This window comes from Pseudomonas sp. R5(2019) (assembly GCF_009905435.1).
Classification (GTDB): domain Bacteria; phylum Pseudomonadota; class Gammaproteobacteria; order Pseudomonadales; family Pseudomonadaceae; genus Aquipseudomonas.
This window is the reverse complement of record NZ_JAAAMT010000060.1, coordinates 1-17,201: the sequence shown is the minus strand read 5'-3', so window position 1 is coordinate 17,201 and position 17,201 is coordinate 1. Positions and strand designations below refer to the sequence as shown.

Sequence of the window (17,201 nt, the reverse complement as noted above, 5' to 3'; positions counted from 1 at the left end):
CGAACGCGCCCGCGTGCCCGGCACGCGCGGTTCTCGTCCTGCATGCCCGCCATTCCTGCCAAGGGCATCGACATGAAAACACTGGCTAAACTCCCCGTCACCATCGTTACCGGCTTCCTCGGCTCGGGCAAGACCACCTTGCTGCGCCACATGCTCGACAACGCCCAGGGCCGGCGCATTGCCGTGATCGTCAATGAATTTGGCGAACTGGGCATCGACGGCGAGATCCTCAAGCAGTGCAGCATTGGCTGCAGCGAAGAAGAGGCCAACGGTCGCGTCTACGAGCTGGCCAACGGCTGCCTGTGCTGCACCGTGCAGGAAGAGTTCTTCCCGGTGATGCGTGAACTGGTCGAGCGTCGTGGCGACCTGGACCATATCCTGATTGAAACCTCGGGCCTGGCGCTGCCCAAGCCGCTGGTCCAGGCTTTCCAGTGGCCGGAAATCCGCAATGCCTGCACCGTCGATGCGGTGATTACCGTGGTCGACAGCCCGGCCGTGGCTGCCGGTACCTTCGCCGCCTTCCCGGACCAGGTCGACGCCCAGCGCAAGCTCGACCCGAACCTGGACCATGAGTCCCCGCTGCACGAACTGTTCGCCGACCAACTGGCCAGCGCCGACCTGGTCATCCTCAACAAGGCTGACCTGATCGCCCCGGAAGCCCTGGCGGCCGTGCGTGCCGAAGTCGCCGAAGAACTGCCGCCGGCGGTCAAAGTCGTCGAAGCCAGCAGCGGTCGCCTGCCGCTGGACGTGCTGCTGGGCCTGGGCGCCGAGTCGGAAGCGCATATCGATGGCCGCCGCACCCACCACGATCATCACGACCATGAAGAAGACGATCACGACCACGATGCCTTCGACTCTATTTCCATCGACGTGCCGCAGTCGGACGAAAGCCAGCTGCTCGATGCCCTGACCACGCTGGTGGTCGAGCACAGCATCCTGCGCGTCAAAGGCTTCGCGGCGGTTGCCGGCAAGCCGATGCGCCTGCTTATCCAGGGCGTGGGTACGCGCTTTGACAAGCACTTCGACCGCGCCTGGCGCGCCGACGAAACCCGCGTCACTCGCCTGGTGTTGATCGGTCAGCAGCTCGATGCCGCGCTGATCGAACAGCAACTGCGCGCCGCGCTGGTCTGACCCATGCACCTGCTGCGGACCCAGCCCGGCGGCTTTGTGCCGGACGACAGCATTGCCGACCTCGGCCAGACGCCTGCCGAGCTGGTCATTCTCTGCAGCGGTGATTCGCATCTGGCACTGCTGGCCGAAACCGCCCAGCAGCTGCCGGACGACTTCCCCAGCCTGCGCCTGGCCAACCCGATGCAGGTGCAGAATCATGCCTCGGTCGACCTGTATGTGGACCAGGTGTTGCGCCACGCCAAGGTGATCCTGGTGTCGTTGCACGGTGGGGTCGGTTACTGGCGCTACGGTGTCCAGCAGCTGGTGGAGCTCAGTCAGCGTGGCGTGCAGCTGATTCTGGTGCCGGGCGACGACCGCCCAGACCCGGAACTGACGGAACTGAGTAGCGTTGAACCGGCAGACGCCGAGCGGCTCTGGCACTTTTTGCGCCAGGGCGGCAAGGCCAATGCCCTGAATTTGTATCGCTGCCTGGCCAGCCGTTGGCTGGGCCGCGACTATCCCTGGGGCGAGCCCGAAGTGTTGCCGCGCACCGCGCTGTATCACCCGGCCCACGCCCGGGCGCAGCTGGACGATTGGCGCCGCGACTGGCGGGCCGACCAGCCGGTGGTACCGCTGGTGTTCTATCGCTCGCACCTGCAGGCGGCCAACACCGCGTTTGTCGATGTGTTTTGCCAGCGACTGCAACTGGCCGGGCTCAATCCGCTGCCGATTGCCGTCGCCAGCCTCAAGGAACCGGGCTGCCTGGCGCAGGTCGAGGACTGGCTGGACGAAGTCGACGCCGCGGTTATCCTCAATACCACCGGTTTCGCCCAGTCGAGCCCGGAAGCCCCGCATGTGCGGCCGTTTCGCCGCGATATTCCGGTGATTCAAGCCATCTGCGCGCAAGACAACCAACCCGGCTGGGAAGCGAGCGAGCAAGGATTGGGCCCTCGCGACCTGGCGATGCACATCGCCTTGCCGGAGCTGGACGGGCGCATCATCAGCCGGCCGATCAGTTTCAAGGACCTGGCCTGGCGCAGCGAGCGCAGCCAGTCGGACGTGGTCTGCTACCGCGCGCACCCCGAGCGCATGGACTTTGTCGCCGAGCTGGCCCGTCGCTGGGCCGAGCTTGCGCGCCTGCCCAACGCCCAGAAGCGCGTGGCGCTGGTGCTGGCCAATTACCCGACCCGCGATGGCCGCATCGGTAACGGCGTCGGCCTCGACACCCCGGCCGCGGCACTGAATATCCTGAGCGCCCTGCAGGCCGAGGGTTACCCCCTCAGCGCCTTGCCCGACAGCGGCACCGCGCTGATCCAGGCCTTGCTCGGTGGCGTCAGCAATGATCTGGACAGCCTCGACCAGCGCCCCTGCGCCCAGAGCATGGCACTGGAAGACTACCTGGCCGCGTTCGCCCGCTTGCCCCAGGCCAATCAGGACGTCGTGCGCCAGCGTTGGGGCGAGCCGCAGCACGACCCGATGTTTCGCAGCGGCCGAATGATGGTCGCCGGCCTGCGTTTTGGCCTGACCTTCGTCGGCATCCAGCCGGCACGCGGTTATCAAGTCGACCCCAGCGCGGTCTATCACGACCCCGAACTGGTCCCGCCGCACGGCTACCTGGCGTTCTATTTCTGGTTGCGCCACAGTTTCGGCGCCGACGCGCTGATTCATGTCGGCAAGCACGGCAACCTTGAATGGCTGCCGGGCAAGGGTGTCGGCCTGTCCGCCGAATGCTGGCCGGATGCGTTGCTGGGGCCGATGCCCAATATCTATCCCTTTATCGTCAATGACCCGGGCGAGGGCGCCCAGGCCAAGCGCCGGACCCAGGCGGTGATCATCGACCACCTGATGCCGCCGCTGACTCGCGCCGAAACCTACGGGCCGTTGCGTGACCTTGAACTGCTCGCCGACGAGTATTACGAAGCCCAGCTGCTTGACCCACGGCGCGCCCGCGCCCTGCAGCGCGATATTCTGGCGCTGGTGCGCGAGACCCATATCGACCGCGAACTGGCGCTGGAAGGCGACCTGGACAGCGACGCTGATGCGGCGATCTGGCTGCCGCGCCTGGACACCTACCTGTGTGACCTCAAGGAATCGCAGATTCGTGACGGCCTGCACGTGTTCGGCGAATCGCCCACGGGCCGGCTGCGCATCGACACCTTGCTGGCGCTGCTGCGGGTGCCTCGCGGCGACGGCCGTGGCCCGCATGCCAGCCTGTTGCGCGCGCTGGCCACGGCGTTCGAACTGGGTATCGACCCGCTCGACTGTGACCTGGGCGCGCCCTGGAGCGGGCCGCAGCCAGACGCCCTGCAAGCGCTGGACGATGGACTCTGGCGTACAGCGGGCGACACCCGCGAGCGTCTGGAGGGTTTTGCGACGCGGCTGATCGAGCAGGCCGTGGCCGCTGAAGCGGTTATCCCGGAAGGCGAACACTGGAGCCCGGTACGCGAGATTATCCAGGGCTTGCAGGCCACCGTCGCACCGCGCCTGGATGCCTGCGGCCCGGCGGAAATCGGCGGTCTGCTGGCGGCCCTTGAAGGGCGCTTCGTGCCCGCCGGGCCCAGTGGCGCACCGAGCCGCGGGCGTCTTGATGTGCTGCCCACTGGCCGCAACTTCTTTACCGTGGACGTGCGTAACCTGCCCACGGCCACCGCCTGGCGGATCGGCTTTGCCTCCGCCAACCTGATTCTTGAACGCCATCTGCAAGACCACGGCGATTACCTGCGCCAGCTCGGGCTGTCGGTGTGGGGCACGGCGACCATGCGCACCGGCGGTGATGACATCGCCCAGGCCATGGCGCTGATGGGCGTGCGGCCGGTCTGGGCAACGGGCAGCCAGCGCGTCGATGACTTTGAAATCCTGCCCTTGAGCCTGCTCGATCGGCCACGGGTGGATGTCACCTTGCGGGTTTCGGGGTTCTTCCGTGATGCCTTCGCCAACCTGATACGGCTGTTCGATGCGGCGGTGCAGGCGGTGGCCGCGCTGGATGAGCCCGACGATATGAACCCGCTGGCGGCCAGGGTCCGGCAGGAGCGCGAACAACTGCTCGCCGAGGGTTTGACTGCCGAGCAGGCCGCACGCCAGGCCGGCTGGCGGGTTTTCGGTGCCAAGCCCGGGGCCTATGGCGCGGGGGTGCAGAACGCCATCGATGGCAGGCTCTGGCACAGCCGCGAGGATTTGGCCGAGGTCTACCTGAACTGGGGCGGTTATGCTTATGGCGGCGCTGATGAAGGCACGCCCGCGCGTGCGCCTTTCGCGCGCCGCCTGAGTCAGGTCCAGGCGGTGGTGCAGAACCAGGACAACCGCGAGCACGACCTGCTCGACTCCAACGACTACTATCAGTTCCAGGGCGGCATGCTCGCCGCCGCCGAGAGCCTGGGCAGCGGCCCCGCCGCCAGCTACCACGGCGATCACAGCCAACCGGATGTGCCGCGCGTGCGCACTCTCAAAGAAGAACTCAACCGGGTAGTGCGCGCCCGTGCCGTCAATCCCAAGTGGATCGAGGGCATCAAGCGCCATGGCTATAAAGGTGCCTTTGAGCTGGCTGCCACCGTCGATAACCTGTTCGCCTTCGACGCCACCACGCATTTGATTGACGATCACCATTACGCACTGTTGGCCGATGCCTACGTGCTCGACACCGATACCCGGGCGTTTATCCAGCAACACAACCCGCACGCCCTGCGCGATATCACCGAACGTCTGCTCGAAGCCCAGCAACGGGGCTTGTGGCAGGCGCCGGGCGACTACCGCCAGGCGCTGGAAGATGTGTTGCTGGACAGCGAAGAAGATGCCTGAACGAGACCCTGCAATGAACGAACTGCCGCATTTCCCCCTGGCCGCCGTGGTTGGCGCCGACGACTTGAAGCTGGCGCTGTGCCTGACGGCCATCGACCCGAAAATCGGCGGCGTGCTGATTGAAGGCCCGCGCGGCATGGCCAAGAGCACTCTGGCGCGGGGCTTGGCCGATTTGCTGGCAAGCGGGCAGTTTGTGACCTTGCCCTTGGGCGCGACCGAAGAGCGGCTGGTCGGCACCCTCGACCTTGACGCAGCGCTGGGTCAGGGGCGTGCGCAGTTTTCCCCGGGCGTGCTGGCCAAGGCCGATGGTGGCGTCTTGTACGTGGACGAGGTCAACCTGCTGCCGGACCACTTGGTGGACTTGCTGCTGGACGTGGCCGCCAGCGGCGTCAACCGCATCGAGCGTGACGGCATCTCGCACCGGCACAGCGCCCGTTTTGTACTGATCGGCACCATGAACCCGGAAGAAGGCGAGTTGCGCCCGCAACTGCTCGACCGTTTCGGTTTGAATGTGGCTCTGGACAGCCAGCCCCAGCCGGAGGCCCGTGGGCAGATTATCCGGCGCCGGCTGGCGTTTGACAGCGACCCCGAAGGCTTCTGCGCGCAATGGTTGCCGGCCCAGCAGGCACTGCGCGAACGCTGCCAGACGGCCCGCGAGCGCTTGCAAGGCATTGCCCTGGACGACCAGGCGCTGGAGCACATCACCGGCCGTTGTTTCGCCGCCGGGGTCGATGGCCTGCGTGCTGACCTGGTCTGGTTGCGGGCCGCCCGGGCGCATGCTGCCTGGCGTACGGCGCAGGCGATCGAAGCCGAGGATATTGAGGCGGTGGCCGAATTCGCCTTGCGCCATCGCCGCCGCGAACCGGCTGTGCAACCGCCGCGCAGCAGTGGCCAGGCACCGAGCGCGCAGCAGCCAGAACAGGCCGAATCCGCCCAGGGCCAATGGGGTGAATTGCCGCCTCAACCGGTCGCCATCGGCGCTCGCCGCGACGTGCCGACCTGGCCAAAAAAGCCCTGAGCATCCACCCGCGCATCACGCGTGGGATGGATGCCAGACCCCGCGTAGGCCAACTCGACAAAGGTGCCCATGGCCGCGCTCGCGCGGCTCGCGAAGGCTCGGTGGATTGGCTGGCGACCTTGTTCGGCGGGCGCCCGCGATGCGCAGCGGACCTGCGTTGGCGCACCCGCAAGGCCGCCCCGCAACAGCTGTGGTTGGTGATTGTCGACGCTTCGGCGTCCACCCGACGTCATCAGGCGCTGAGCCAGGCCAAAGGCTTGCTGGTGCAGTTGTTTGACCTGGCTTACCGCAGCCGTGCACGGCTGGCGCTGCTGACCGCCAGTGGCAGGCAACCGCAGTGGCAACGTCACGGCTTGAAAGCGTCAGCGGCGCTGCGGCCCTGGCTTGACGGCCTGGGGGCGGGCGGTGGCACGCCGCTGATTGAGGCCCTGGAGCAGGCGCGGGAGTGGTTGTGCATTCGACAGAAAAGCCATGGCACTGAACAGCGCCGCTGCATTGTGCTGACCGATGGGCGCATCAAAGCGTGGCAGACCCTGCAATCACTGGGTTGCCCAACGGTGGTCGTGGATATTGAAAGTGGCCCGATTCGTCTGGGCCGGGCTCGCCAGCTGGCGGAACAGTTGCTGGCAGATTACCGGCATCTGGATAGCCTGTAACATTAACTTATTAATCGTCAGGCTGCCGGTGGGCTTTATATATAAGAGGGGCAGGGCTTAATAAGGGCGGCGCATAATGCGCCGCCGTGCAATTGACGGTACTTATTTTGGCATGGACCAGTTTTTCAGGTCATAGCCTTTACCACTGAGTTCAGCGCGTACTTCTTCGATCAGACTGGCCAGTTGTACAGGGTCGGAATACGTGCTGCTGGAGATCTGTTTGGAGCCCAAGGGATTGTTGGTCTTGTCGAGGACCCGAAGGCTCAACTCGCTGCCGACGGCAGCTTGCCAGGCGACGCACTGGAAGGGTTCAAATGCGTGGCCTGCAATCAGTAGTGCTTCGTTGATACGGAGCGGGGCGTTCATGGGTTTCAGTTCTCTCTGGTGGGCCCAAACATGTGGTGGAACCACCGCACTACCGTGTGCGGTGAGTTACTTGTACTGATGTCGCTGATGGTGCATCGAGTCACACAATAACGAAAGTTTTTTAAATTTTTTTTTACTGCCATTCGCGGCGTTACCTCAGACGTTGAATTGAAAAGGAAATTCCCAACCTCGGTGACAAAGTGTCTCATGGGCAGACCAACGGTAGTGGGCCGCGCCAAGTTCATTGCTACTGTTACGAACAGGCCCGCCAAACTACTGTTTTCAAACATTTTTCCAATAATTGGCGCCAAGGAACGGTCATGCTCGATATAGCACCTACCCGTCGTCTGCTGATCGTCGATCCTTGCGATGACTGCCATCAATTGTTGCCGGGTTTGCGCACTGTAGGTTGGGAAGTCGACAGCTGTACCCTTGACGGCGCGGCAGAACGCCGTTGTGATGTCGGCCTGTTGCGTTTGCAGCCCGAACACCTTGATCGCCCTGAAGCGGTCAAGGACTTGATTAGCCGCAGCGGCACCGAATGGATCGCCGTGCTCAATCAGGAAGTGCTGCGGGTGCAGAATGTCGGCGACTTTGTCTGTGAATGGTTTTTTGACTTTCATACCTTGCCGTTTGACGTCTCCCGGGTCCAGGTGACCTTGGGTCGTGCCTTTGGCATGGCGCGATTGCGCGGCAAGGGCTCGATTTATGTCGAGGAGGACGCCCATGAACTGCTGGGCGACAGCCGACCGATTCGAGAGCTGCGCAAGCTGCTGAGCAAGTTGGCACCCACTGAGTCACCGGTACTGATCCGCGGCGAAAGCGGCACTGGCAAGGAGCTGGTGGCGCGAACCCTGCATCGCCAGTCCCAGCGCCATGCCAAGCCCTTTGTGGCAATCAACTGCGGGGCGATCCCCGAGCACCTGATTCAGTCCGAGTTGTTCGGCCATGAAAAGGGCGCCTTTACCGGCGCTCATCAACGCAAGGTCGGGCGGATCGAAGCGGCCCATGGCGGGACCTTGTTTCTCGACGAAATCGGCGACCTGCCACTGGAGTTGCAAGCCAACCTGCTGCGATTCCTGCAGGAAAAGCACATCGAGCGGGTGGGCGGCAGCCAGCCTATTGCGGTGGATGTGCGGGTGCTTGCGGCCACCCACGTTGACCTCGAATCGGCCATCACCACCGGACGCTTCCGGGAAGACTTGTATTACCGGCTCAACGTTCTGCAGGTGGTCACTGCGCCCCTGCGTGAACGGCACGGCGACCTCTCGATGCTGGCCAACCATTTCGCCCATTTCTACAGTCTGGAAACCGGCCGACGGCCGCGCAGCTTCAGTGAGGATGCGCTGGTTGCGATGGGCAAGCATGATTGGCCGGGTAATGTCAGGGAGCTGGCCAACCGCGTGCGGCGCGGTTTGGTGCTGGCCGAGGGCCGGCAGATCGAGGCGCGGGATCTGGGCCTGGAAAGCCACTTGGCGATCGTCGCCCCGATGGGCACCCTGGAAGACTACAAGCACCGGGCCGAACGCCAGGCACTGTGCGATGTACTTAACCGCCACAGCGACAACCTGAGTATTGCCGCCAAGGTGCTGGGCGTGTCGCGGCCGACGTTCTATCGGTTACTGCATAAGCACCAGATCCGCTGAACGAAAACCGGGGCTGCTTCGCAGCCCATCGCGGCCAGGTCCGCTCCCACATCAAATTTCCGCATTGGGCATATATTTGATGTAGGAGCGGACCTGGCCGCGATGGGCCGCAAAGCGGCCCCAAGGTGGTTAGAAGTAGTACGGAAATTTCAGGCTGAAGGTGAAGTCCGGGGCGTCGTCGGTCAAGCCGATGCCCAGGTTGGGGACGATGGTCAGGCTATCGGAAGCGGCGATCGTCATGCCGATGTTGAAATAGCCGGCGTTGGCATCGCTGCCCTGGACCGTGGACCAATCGCCACCATCAGGCTTGACCTTGCTCTTGCGCATGACCATGTCGGAAAACGAGAACGACATACTCATCTTCTCGTTAAGCGCAAACGCGATACCGGCACCAATCTGGAAGCTGTCGCCCAGTTCGACCTCGCCGCCTTGTTTCACCCCTTGCGAGGCACTGATGTCGCTGAAGGAGTCCTTCAGGTTATGGGTGTAGGAAATACTGCCGAACAGCACCGCCGGGTCGAAGGTCTTGACCAGTGACAGGCCAGGGGTGATGGACCAGACGCCGTTGCCGGTTGGCAGCTCTTCAGGAATGGTCAGGTTGCTGTTGTCAGGGTCAGGCTGGAACAGTTTGATGCCATAGGGGTCTTTGCCGGTCGGAGCCTTGACGCGCAGGGTGAAGACCGCATCCGGCCAGTTAGCCGATTCATCCAGGAACTTGTACGCCACCCCGACGTTGACGTCGCCGATGGTCGGGTCGCGGGTCACGGTTTCTTCCGAGAAAGTAGAGCTGGAACCGCCGCTGGCGCCGGCCGATTGATAGGTGGATTCGCGGTACACAACGGGCGCGTTCACATCGAACTGCCAGCGTTGAGCCAGGTTGTAGCGTGCGGTGAGGTCAAGGGTCCAGGTGTCGGACTTGATCTCGTCAACGTTGATGTTGCCCAGGAAAATCGAGTCCAGTGCCAGAAAACCGTTCAACGCCAGTTGATTGGTGTTGTAACGGCTGTAGGTCAAGCCGGTTTCAACGCTGAACTTGCCGCCGCCGAAGAAGCCGCTGGCTTCATCATAGAGGTTGGACACGCTCTGGGCCGGTTGCGAGTCTTCCTGCAGCGATTGGCCATAGGAAGAGCCGGTCGGCGCACTGCCCCCAGCCAACGCAACGTTGTTGTTGCGGTTGGGGGAGGCGGGTGTCTTGGTCAAGCGATTGGGGGGTGGAGTAGTGGGTGTTTCCTCGACCTGACGGACACGTTGCTCAAGGACCATCAGGGCGTTCTGTTGCACTTCGTATCGCTGTTTGAGCTCCATTAGTTCCTGTTTCAAAGCGTCAACCTGGGGGTCCGTTGCGGCTTGAAGCAAGGTTGCCGGGACCAGGGTGCTTAAGCAAACGACAGCATTGAACGTAAACGATCGGTGCATGGGTGAGCCGTCCCTTCTGACTGCATTGATGAGACTGAGCGTAGATCAATATCCGAATGTGCGAAGGCCCTTCAGTTGGTCAAGGTTGCAGTCCAAAGCTCCTACAGACGGGAGGTTGTCACGCAGGACGACATTGAGTTGGGTCATGTTGTTGACGGCATTACCGCCGCCCAGAAGCGTCGTAGCCTGCACCAGGCCACCCTGGGCCAGACGCTGGGCCGAATGCCCCTGGTTATTGTTGGCCTGAATCCCCATCGAGATACCGCTGCCGTTGTGCGACACGCTCAGTGAGCCAGCGCCGTTGGAACCGGTAATGGTGTAACCTGCGGCCAGCACCTGGCCATGCGGCACGTCCATTTGCGGCGCCTGGGCGCTTTCTCTTACATTTAATTCGACGTTGTTATAGGCGCTGTTGTAGTCACCTGCAGCCCGCACCGACTGGGTTACACCCTGAGTCGCCGACAGGCCCGCGCCACCGGTTACGCTGCCGTAGCCCTGGGCGGTAGAGGTGCCGCTGCCTCTGGTATCGACCAACGAGACATAAAACTGTGGCTTGATGGTCGACTGTTGAATTTGCAGGGTTGTCGAAGCACCGATCACGTCACCGTTGGCGTTCTGCCAGGTGCTGCTCATGACGATGCCGAAGCTGATGATCCGGCCAGGCATCACATAACGACCGCGCAGGGTCGACAGTTCCTGGTCTTCGATTTCAATCGGTTTGAAGCCTTGTGCCTGGACGGGCAGGCTGGCGGCCAGGCAGGCGGCTACCAACCAGTACGAAGTTTTCATTGCTTGCTCCTGGGGTTTCGTGCGCTCTTGTCATTAGAAGAAGTCGCTTTGGAGGAACCCGAACTCCATCAACTCTGCGTCTTTTACCGGGCTGAACGTGTTGATGCGATTCTTGGCGCTCAGGGGGATCGGCGGGTCGAGCAGGGCATTGGCCTTGTCGTAACCGGGTCCGATGACCGCAAAGACGATACCGTTCCAGCCTTTGACAAAATCGTCGATACTGTAGCGTTTGTGACCCAGAACAGGGTCGCCTATGTAAACCCAGTCTTTCTCGGTGCGTTGCAGCACCACGAAATGCTTGTAGCCGCGCACGTCCATCAACACCACCACCGGAATGTTCACGCTTTCCAGACTTTCGGGCGGAATGCGGTAGCCACGGGCACGCATGCCGATGCTTTCCACGTAGCGCTTCATGTCGAGCATGGAGAAGCCCTGGACCTGGACCTGGTCATGAGCGGAGTACGCGAGCATGCCCTTGATGAGGTCTTCTTCGTTCACGTCCAGCCAGTAAGCCTGACGCAAGATCGTGGCGAGTGCGGCGGCGCCACAGCTGAAATCGGTCTTCTGTTGCACCAGGTCGGCAAACCGGCGCTCACGCAGACTCTGAACCTGTTTGTAAATGACATTGCCGCCGGGGAGGGCAGGCAGCGACATTTGCGCAGCCCAGGTTGGGCCAGTCAGGCAGAGCATCAATGCAAGGGCCGAAAGACGCATGTGGTCACTCCATGACGGCGGTGAAAAAGGCCCCCCGCAGGGGGCCTTGTCACACGTTGTTGTTACATGCAGGTGCGGCAGCCTGCGGCGATGGACAGCGAGTTGGCTTGTTGGTTGCCCGAACCTGCCGCCACGTTGGCACCGACGTTGCCCGATACGTGATTGAGCGAGCCGGTCATGGTAGCGGTGTTGGTCACAGGGTTGGCCCAGCCATGCGGAGTCCGGACTTGGTAAGAGAAGTGGCCAGCCAGGCTAATGGTTCCTTCTTCGCGGAATTTCAGCTTGTCTTTGTCGACCTTGTGATCGTTGTAGCCCTTCTTCCCGCCTTTTTTGTAGTCATCGTCTTCAACATAGCCTACGCCGTAACCTTCATAGTGGCCGCGAGCGTAGAAGGTGCCATACAGGGTGTCGGTTTTGTAGGTGCGATCAGCATAGTTGTTGACGGTGTTGCCGCTGGAGGTTTGCGAGGCGCCTGCGTATGCGTTGGCGACGCGGCCGCCGGACACGGCGATGGCCAGGTTGTTTTTCTGTTGGTTGAAGTCACCGGCGGCGACGTTGATGCCAATGTTGCCCGAGCTGCCACCTCCGGAGCCAGCCAGGGTCGCGGTGTTGGAGGAGGAGTGGTTGTCTACATGGTTGTAGTCACTGTATTGATTCGAATGCGCAGAGGCGTAGGAAGTACCAAACACGAAGTGTTCATCGGCGGTAGCGATGGCGGCGACATTGTCTTGCTGGTTGCCGCTACCGGCTGCAACGTTGGCGCCCAGGTTGCCATTGGCGCCGCCAGCCGAGTACGACATTTCGGCTTCGTTTTGGGTGGCCTCGTTGAGCACCCAGTTGCCACTGCTCGACTGGTAGTCGTTCACGTTGGCGGTTGCGCCGGCGCTGATCAGCAGGCCCCACAGTGGGCTGTGGTGCTTTTTATCCCAGCGGTGTTTGTCTTTATTGTCTTTGCCACCATCACCAGCTTGTACAGCAACAGCCATGACCGCAGCGAGAGCGAAAACCAGAGGCTTGAGTGCCATTGTAGGTTTCATGGTGTATCTCCGTGCTTTATTTTTGGTTTGTCAAGTGTTGTGTTGTGTGCCAATCGGGTCAGTCTGCGACCCGTACGCTCAGGGTGTTAGCCGTTCGGTTCCCCACCCCGGCGCTCTGATTCAACTGGATCAAGCCACGGCTGCCGGTGAAGGCCTGGTCACTGGTAGTGACCTGGCGGCTGCCTGGTGTGGGATCAGTTGCGTCGGAGCTTTTGAGCAGCGCCACGTTCTGTTGATCGAGGACGCTGTCATCGATGCCTTGCGGGCCGGCACTGATGCCGATCCGCATGGCGTTGACTTGCTGGTTGGCAGCCCCGGAGGTCTGGTTGACCCCGATCACGCCGCTGCCATTTGTAAAAGAGTTGCCTTGAATCGACGAGCTGGCATCACGAAGCAGATCGACCTGGGCATTGATGCTTTGCCGATCCAGGGTCGTGGCCTTGGCATGAGTGCCGATGGCGATCGCCCGGCTGTTGCTCTGTTGTTGCAGGTCGCCGGCGGCCTGGTTGATTGCGGTGTTGCCCAGGTAGTTCTGGCCGGAGGCATTGATGATTGCGTTGTCGATCACAGGGCTGGCCGCCAGGGCGCAGGTGCTGCCGAACATCGACACCAGCAAGAGAGTCATTTTCATCTCAGCGCCCCTGGGTCAGGATGTTCAACGCACCCATGCCTTTGCTGACGTTGGAGTTGACGGAGTTGGCGATACTGTTGGTGCCGCCGCCGCCGCCGCCACCGCCGTGCCCGGCCGACATGCCTGGCAGTTGTGACGGCCCGTTGTTCAGGCCGTGAAGGTGAGTGCCATCGGGCATGATCATGCGGCTGATGGTGGCGCCGGTGTTGATGCCGGCAAAGTCGCCGTCGCTCAATTCGCCGTTGGTGGTGACGCTTTTGATCCGCTCGGCGGCATTGGTGTTGACGCTCTTGGGGTTCTGGTCAGGAAACTGGGATGGACGTGTTGCGACCCGTGGCTGTACGTCTCGTTGCAGGACCACCAGGCCGTCGCCGGCTGCCTGAACTGGCAAGCTCAATGATGAACTGGTTGCACATCCGATCAGCAGGAGGCGAAACACGCCTTTAATTAGAGTCCCCACGACGGCAATTCCTTCTTCTGTGCGCTGGTCTTGTTCAGCGATGACTAAGCAAGAGCATGAGCTGTGCCGCTTTTTGTTTTAACAGAGGAATCAAGGGGTTGGGTTTTTAGACGGATGATGTCAAAAAATACTGTATCGCCGTTGAGACGGTTTTTCCGGGCAAACGGCGTCAACCCCCTGACGCCGCTCATCGCCGGCTGGAGTGGGAGGGTGTATCAGCCTGTTAACAGTTCGGTTGAGCTGCAACACAGCCCCGCAATTTCAAGGGTTTGCACCTCAGGCTGTGTATCAGGAATGGACACTTGCCAGTTTCAGGCCTGCGCGTCGAGTCACCTGTGCTGCAACATGAAATGTGCACCAACGCACGGAACAGACCGCAGCGTTTGCCAGACAGGTCTGTTAGCATTCCGGCCGCGAAATGGTTGCTTACAACCCCTGTAGGAGCCAGGCTCGCCTGCGATGGGGCGCGCAGCGGCCCCGGGGTCTGCTTCGCAGCCCATCGCAGGCAAGCCTGGCTCCTACAGGGGGCGCGTTAAACATTTGAAAAGGGGCATGCTTGGAGCATGACTTCATGGGGGAATGATGGATTTTTGGACCGCCATACAGGCATTGATTCTCGGTATTGTCGAAGGCTTGACGGAATTTCTTCCGATCTCCAGTACCGGCCACCAGATTATCGTGGCCGACATGATCGGCTTCGGTGGCGAACGGGCCATGGCCTTCAACATCATCATCCAGTTGGGTGCGATTCTGGCGGTGGTATGGGAGTTTCGACGCACGATCCTCGACGTCGTCGTAGGTTTGCCGACCCAGCGCACAGCGCAGCGTTTCACCGTCAACCTGCTGGTGGCGTTCTTGCCGGCGGTGGTACTGGGCGTTTTGTTCGCCGACCTGATTCACCATTACCTGTTCAATCCGATCACTGTGGCCATGGCGCTGGTGGTAGGCGGCGTGATCATGCTCTGGGCTGAACAGCGCAAGCACGAGATTCGCGTTGATCACGTCGACGACATGCGCTGGACCGACGCCCTTAAAATCGGCCTGGTGCAGTGCCTGGCGATGATTCCGGGAACCTCGCGTTCCGGCTCGACCATCATCGGCGGCCTGCTGTTCGGCCTGTCGCGCAAGGCAGCGACCGAGTTCTCGTTCTTCCTGGCCATGCCGACCATGGTCGGTGCGGCGGTGTACTCGGGCTACAAATACCGTGAGCTGTTCCAGCCGGCCGATTTCCCGGTGTTTGCGATCGGTTTCGTGACGTCGTTCATTTTCGCCATGATCGCCGTGCGGGGCCTGCTCAAGTTCATCGCCAACCACAGCTATGCGGTGTTTGCCTGGTACCGGATTGCCTTCGGTCTGCTGATTCTGGCGACCTGGTACTTCGGCTGGGTCAACTGGGCAACTGCCCAGGGTTAACGCTTCAAGCCGACCTGCAGTCGCTTCGGCAAGCGGTTGACCACCAACTGATGCGAGCGCTCCAGCAGGTCGGCCAGCTCCGCCCGCGCCAGCGGGTAGGGCGGTTGCAGGCTGATCCAGTACGCCCGCGCCAGATACGGCGCCGGGCGCACGCCCGGGCGGTCGACGTAACCGAGAAACAACTCGCTATCGACCTTGAACGACAGGCCGGCACCCGCCAGGTCGAGCACAGCGAACATCTTGTTGCCCGCCACCGAAAATACCCGAATCCCGCCCCATTTATAGTCCTCGCGCGCGCCCGGCAAGCTCAGGCACAGCTCGACCACTTCCTGCTCGCTCAGTGACTGTCCCTGCTTCATACAAATCGCTCCCCACAGCCTTTGAACATCTCTTCCAGGTGATCGATCCAGGCCCGTACCGCCGGCGAGATGCCGCGTCGATGCGGGTACACCGCCTGCAGCCAGCCGCCGGGCATCGACCAGTCCGGCAACACATGCACCAGCTCGCCGCTGGCCAGCGCCTCTTCGCAATACATGATCGGCAACAGAGTAAAGCCCAGGCCAGCCACCGTTGCTGCCTTGCGCACCACGAAATCATCGATGCCGAGCCGGGCTTCCAGGGCCAGCTCGCGTTTGTTGCCCTGTGCGTCGAGCATGCTCAGGTGCACCATGCGATCGGCTTCAAGGGCGCCCAGCACAGGCACTGACGCCAGGTCATCGGGGCTGTTGATCGGGTGTTTGGCGATAAAGTCGGGCGATGCCACCAGAATCGTTCTCGCCTGGCGCAGGCGCTTGGTGACCAACATCGGGTCTTCATCGCCCCGTTCACGTACCCGCAAGGCCACATCGATGCCTTCGGTGATCAGGTCAACCCGGCGGTTGAGCAATACCATCTCCAGTTGCACGTGCGGGTAGGCGGTCAGAAAGCTGCTGATGGCCGGCGGCAGCAGTTCGTGGGCCAGCCCGACCGGGCAGGACACCCGCAGCCGGCCGCGTGGCTCACTGGCCATGCTGGCGACGGCTTCGTCGGCCATTTCCGCCTCCAGCAGCATGGCCTGGCAATGGCGCAGGTAACGTTCACCCACGGCGGTCAGCTTCAGTTGCCGCGTGGTGCGTTGCAGCAGCCGCGCGCCCAAGCGCTCTTCCAGCTCGGCGATGCGCCGCGAAAGCCGCGACTTGGGGATGCCCAGCAGCCGGCCTGCCGCGGCAAAGCCGTCGGCCTCCACCACCTTGGCAAAATAATAGAGGTCGTTGAGGTCTTGCATGTCGGATCTCGATTGTCCTATCTATAGGACAAACTAACGCATTTATGCCGACTAATCATTCATTGATAGGTTAGGTAGGATTGTCTCCAGCTTGATCGCCGCCACTGCGATCCCACTCTCAGGAGACTCATTATGAAACTGTTGCATATCGATTCCAGCATCCTCGGCGACAACTCGGCCTCGCGCCAACTGAGCCGCAGCGTGGTGGATGCCTGGCAAGTCGCCGAGCCTGCCGTGCAGGTGACTTACCGCGACCTCGCCGCGGATGCCCTGAGCCATTTTTCCGCCGCCACCCTGGTGGCGGCCGGTACGCCTGATGAACTGCGCGATGCGGCGCAACAGCACGAAGCCAAACTGAGCGCCGACACCCTGCAGGAATTCCTGGACGCCGACGCCGTGGTGATTGCCGCGCCGATGTATAACTTCAGCGTGCCGACCCAGCTCAAGGCCTGGATCGACCGCATCGCCGTCGCCGGCAAGACCTTCCGTTACACCGAAGCGGGTCCTGAAGGCCTGTGCGGTGGCAAGAAAGTCGTGATCGTCTCCACCTCCGGCGGCCTGCATGCAGGGCAACCGACGGGTGTTGGCCATGAAGAATTCCTCAAGGTGTTCCTGGCGTTCATCGGCATCACCGACGTTGAAATCGTTCGTGCCCACGGTCTGGCTTACGGTGACGACATGCGTACCAAGGCCATGAGCGATGCGCAGGCGCAGATCAGCGAGCAGTTTGCGGCGGCCTGATCGCGCAAGCCAGGCTCCTACATCTATGGTTACCCCCTTTTCTGCAATACTGGTGTTGATGCGTGGTTGGCTTGCTTTCATCTATCCGGCGTCTGAGTGGGGGTTGTCACCCCCGCGCCCCGATGAGAATCGATGCCCGACGATC

The 17,201-nt window shown here is 62.0% G+C and carries 16 protein-coding genes; 7 read left to right on the top strand and 9 right to left on the bottom strand.

What is annotated here, in order from left to right; all coding sequences use genetic code 11:
- Positions 1-72 precede the first annotated feature (72 nt).
- From cobW to GUY40_RS25190, 4 genes are read left to right on the top strand one after another with little or no spacing between them, the layout of a single operon-like run.
- Positions 73-1,131: a cobalamin biosynthesis protein CobW gene (cobW, locus tag GUY40_RS25205; protein WP_166571642.1), complete on the top strand. Its 1,059-nt coding sequence runs from the start codon at positions 73-75 to the stop codon at positions 1,129-1,131.
- A 3-nt stretch (positions 1,132-1,134) separates the two neighbouring features.
- Complete coding sequence (gene cobN / locus GUY40_RS25200) at positions 1,135-4,905, top strand: cobaltochelatase subunit CobN (protein WP_166571628.1); 3,771 nt, start codon at positions 1,135-1,137, stop codon at positions 4,903-4,905.
- Positions 4,906-4,918: 13 nt separating this feature from the next.
- The gene (locus GUY40_RS25195; protein WP_166571627.1) at positions 4,919-5,923 is read left to right on the top strand and encodes an ATP-binding protein; all 1,005 of its coding nucleotides are present in this window, start codon (positions 4,919-4,921) and stop codon (positions 5,921-5,923) included.
- Between the two features lie 26 nt (positions 5,924-5,949).
- Positions 5,950-6,579, top strand: a complete 630-nt coding sequence (locus GUY40_RS25190; protein WP_166571626.1) for a VWA domain-containing protein — start codon at positions 5,950-5,952, stop codon at positions 6,577-6,579.
- A 102-nt stretch (positions 6,580-6,681) separates the two neighbouring features.
- Here the strand turns inward: GUY40_RS25190 and GUY40_RS25185 are convergent, their stop codons facing one another.
- The gene (locus tag GUY40_RS25185; RefSeq protein ID WP_166571625.1) at positions 6,682-6,945 is read right to left on the bottom strand and encodes a hypothetical protein; all 264 of its coding nucleotides are present in this window, start codon (positions 6,943-6,945) and stop codon (positions 6,682-6,684) included.
- 320 nt (positions 6,946-7,265) lie between these two features.
- Here GUY40_RS25185 and GUY40_RS25180 point away from each other — a divergent pair, with 320 nt between their 5' ends.
- Complete coding sequence (locus tag GUY40_RS25180) at positions 7,266-8,591, top strand: sigma-54 dependent transcriptional regulator (RefSeq protein WP_166571624.1); 1,326 nt, start codon at positions 7,266-7,268, stop codon at positions 8,589-8,591.
- 129 nt (positions 8,592-8,720) lie between these two features.
- Here the strand turns inward: GUY40_RS25180 and GUY40_RS25175 are convergent, their stop codons facing one another.
- The 6 genes from GUY40_RS25175 to GUY40_RS25150 all read right to left on the bottom strand — a co-directional run bounded on the left by GUY40_RS25175 (position 8,721) and on the right by GUY40_RS25150 (position 13,575).
- Positions 8,721-10,007 carry a hypothetical protein gene (locus GUY40_RS25175; RefSeq protein WP_166571623.1) on the bottom strand — a complete coding sequence of 429 codons (1,287 nt, stop codon included), beginning with the start codon at positions 10,005-10,007 and terminating at the stop codon, positions 8,721-8,723.
- Positions 10,008-10,052: 45 nt separating this feature from the next.
- Positions 10,053-10,796, bottom strand: a complete 744-nt coding sequence (locus tag GUY40_RS25170; protein WP_166571622.1) for a hypothetical protein — start codon at positions 10,794-10,796, stop codon at positions 10,053-10,055.
- Positions 10,797-10,829: 33 nt separating this feature from the next.
- Positions 10,830-11,510, bottom strand: coding sequence for a C39 family peptidase (locus tag GUY40_RS25165; RefSeq protein ID WP_166571621.1), 681 nt, complete (start codon positions 11,508-11,510; stop codon positions 10,830-10,832).
- Between the two features lie 62 nt (positions 11,511-11,572).
- On the bottom strand, positions 11,573-12,547 hold the full coding sequence (locus tag GUY40_RS25160; protein ID WP_166571620.1) for a heme utilization protein: 975 nt from the start codon (positions 12,545-12,547) through the stop codon (positions 11,573-11,575).
- Positions 12,548-12,605: 58 nt separating this feature from the next.
- Positions 12,606-13,178, bottom strand: a complete 573-nt coding sequence (locus GUY40_RS25155) for an adhesin (protein ID WP_166571619.1) — start codon at positions 13,176-13,178, stop codon at positions 12,606-12,608.
- A gap of 1 nt (position 13,179) precedes the next feature.
- Complete coding sequence (locus tag GUY40_RS25150; protein ID WP_256675862.1) at positions 13,180-13,575, bottom strand: hypothetical protein; 396 nt, start codon at positions 13,573-13,575, stop codon at positions 13,180-13,182.
- Positions 13,576-14,220: 645 nt separating this feature from the next.
- Here GUY40_RS25150 and GUY40_RS25145 point away from each other — a divergent pair.
- Entirely contained in the window at positions 14,221-15,051 is an 831-nt protein-coding gene (locus GUY40_RS25145) for an undecaprenyl-diphosphate phosphatase (RefSeq protein WP_166571641.1), read from the top strand.
- On the opposite strand, the gene GUY40_RS25140 is transcribed toward GUY40_RS25145, so the two are convergent.
- Positions 15,048-15,410: an MmcQ/YjbR family DNA-binding protein gene (locus GUY40_RS25140; RefSeq protein ID WP_166571617.1), complete on the bottom strand. Its 363-nt coding sequence runs from the start codon at positions 15,408-15,410 to the stop codon at positions 15,048-15,050. The two genes, GUY40_RS25145 and GUY40_RS25140, sit on opposite strands and share 4 nt — an antisense overlap.
- Complete coding sequence (locus GUY40_RS25135) at positions 15,407-16,315, bottom strand: LysR substrate-binding domain-containing protein (protein ID WP_166571616.1); 909 nt, start codon at positions 16,313-16,315, stop codon at positions 15,407-15,409. The genes GUY40_RS25140 and GUY40_RS25135 overlap by 4 nt, the downstream gene beginning before the upstream one ends.
- A gap of 132 nt (positions 16,316-16,447) precedes the next feature.
- Between GUY40_RS25135 and GUY40_RS25130 the strand changes: the two genes are divergently transcribed.
- A complete protein-coding gene (locus GUY40_RS25130; protein WP_166571615.1) occupies positions 16,448-17,056 on the top strand; it encodes an FMN-dependent NADH-azoreductase in 609 nt (202 codons plus the stop codon).
- The last annotated feature ends 145 nt before the right edge of the window (positions 17,057-17,201 follow it).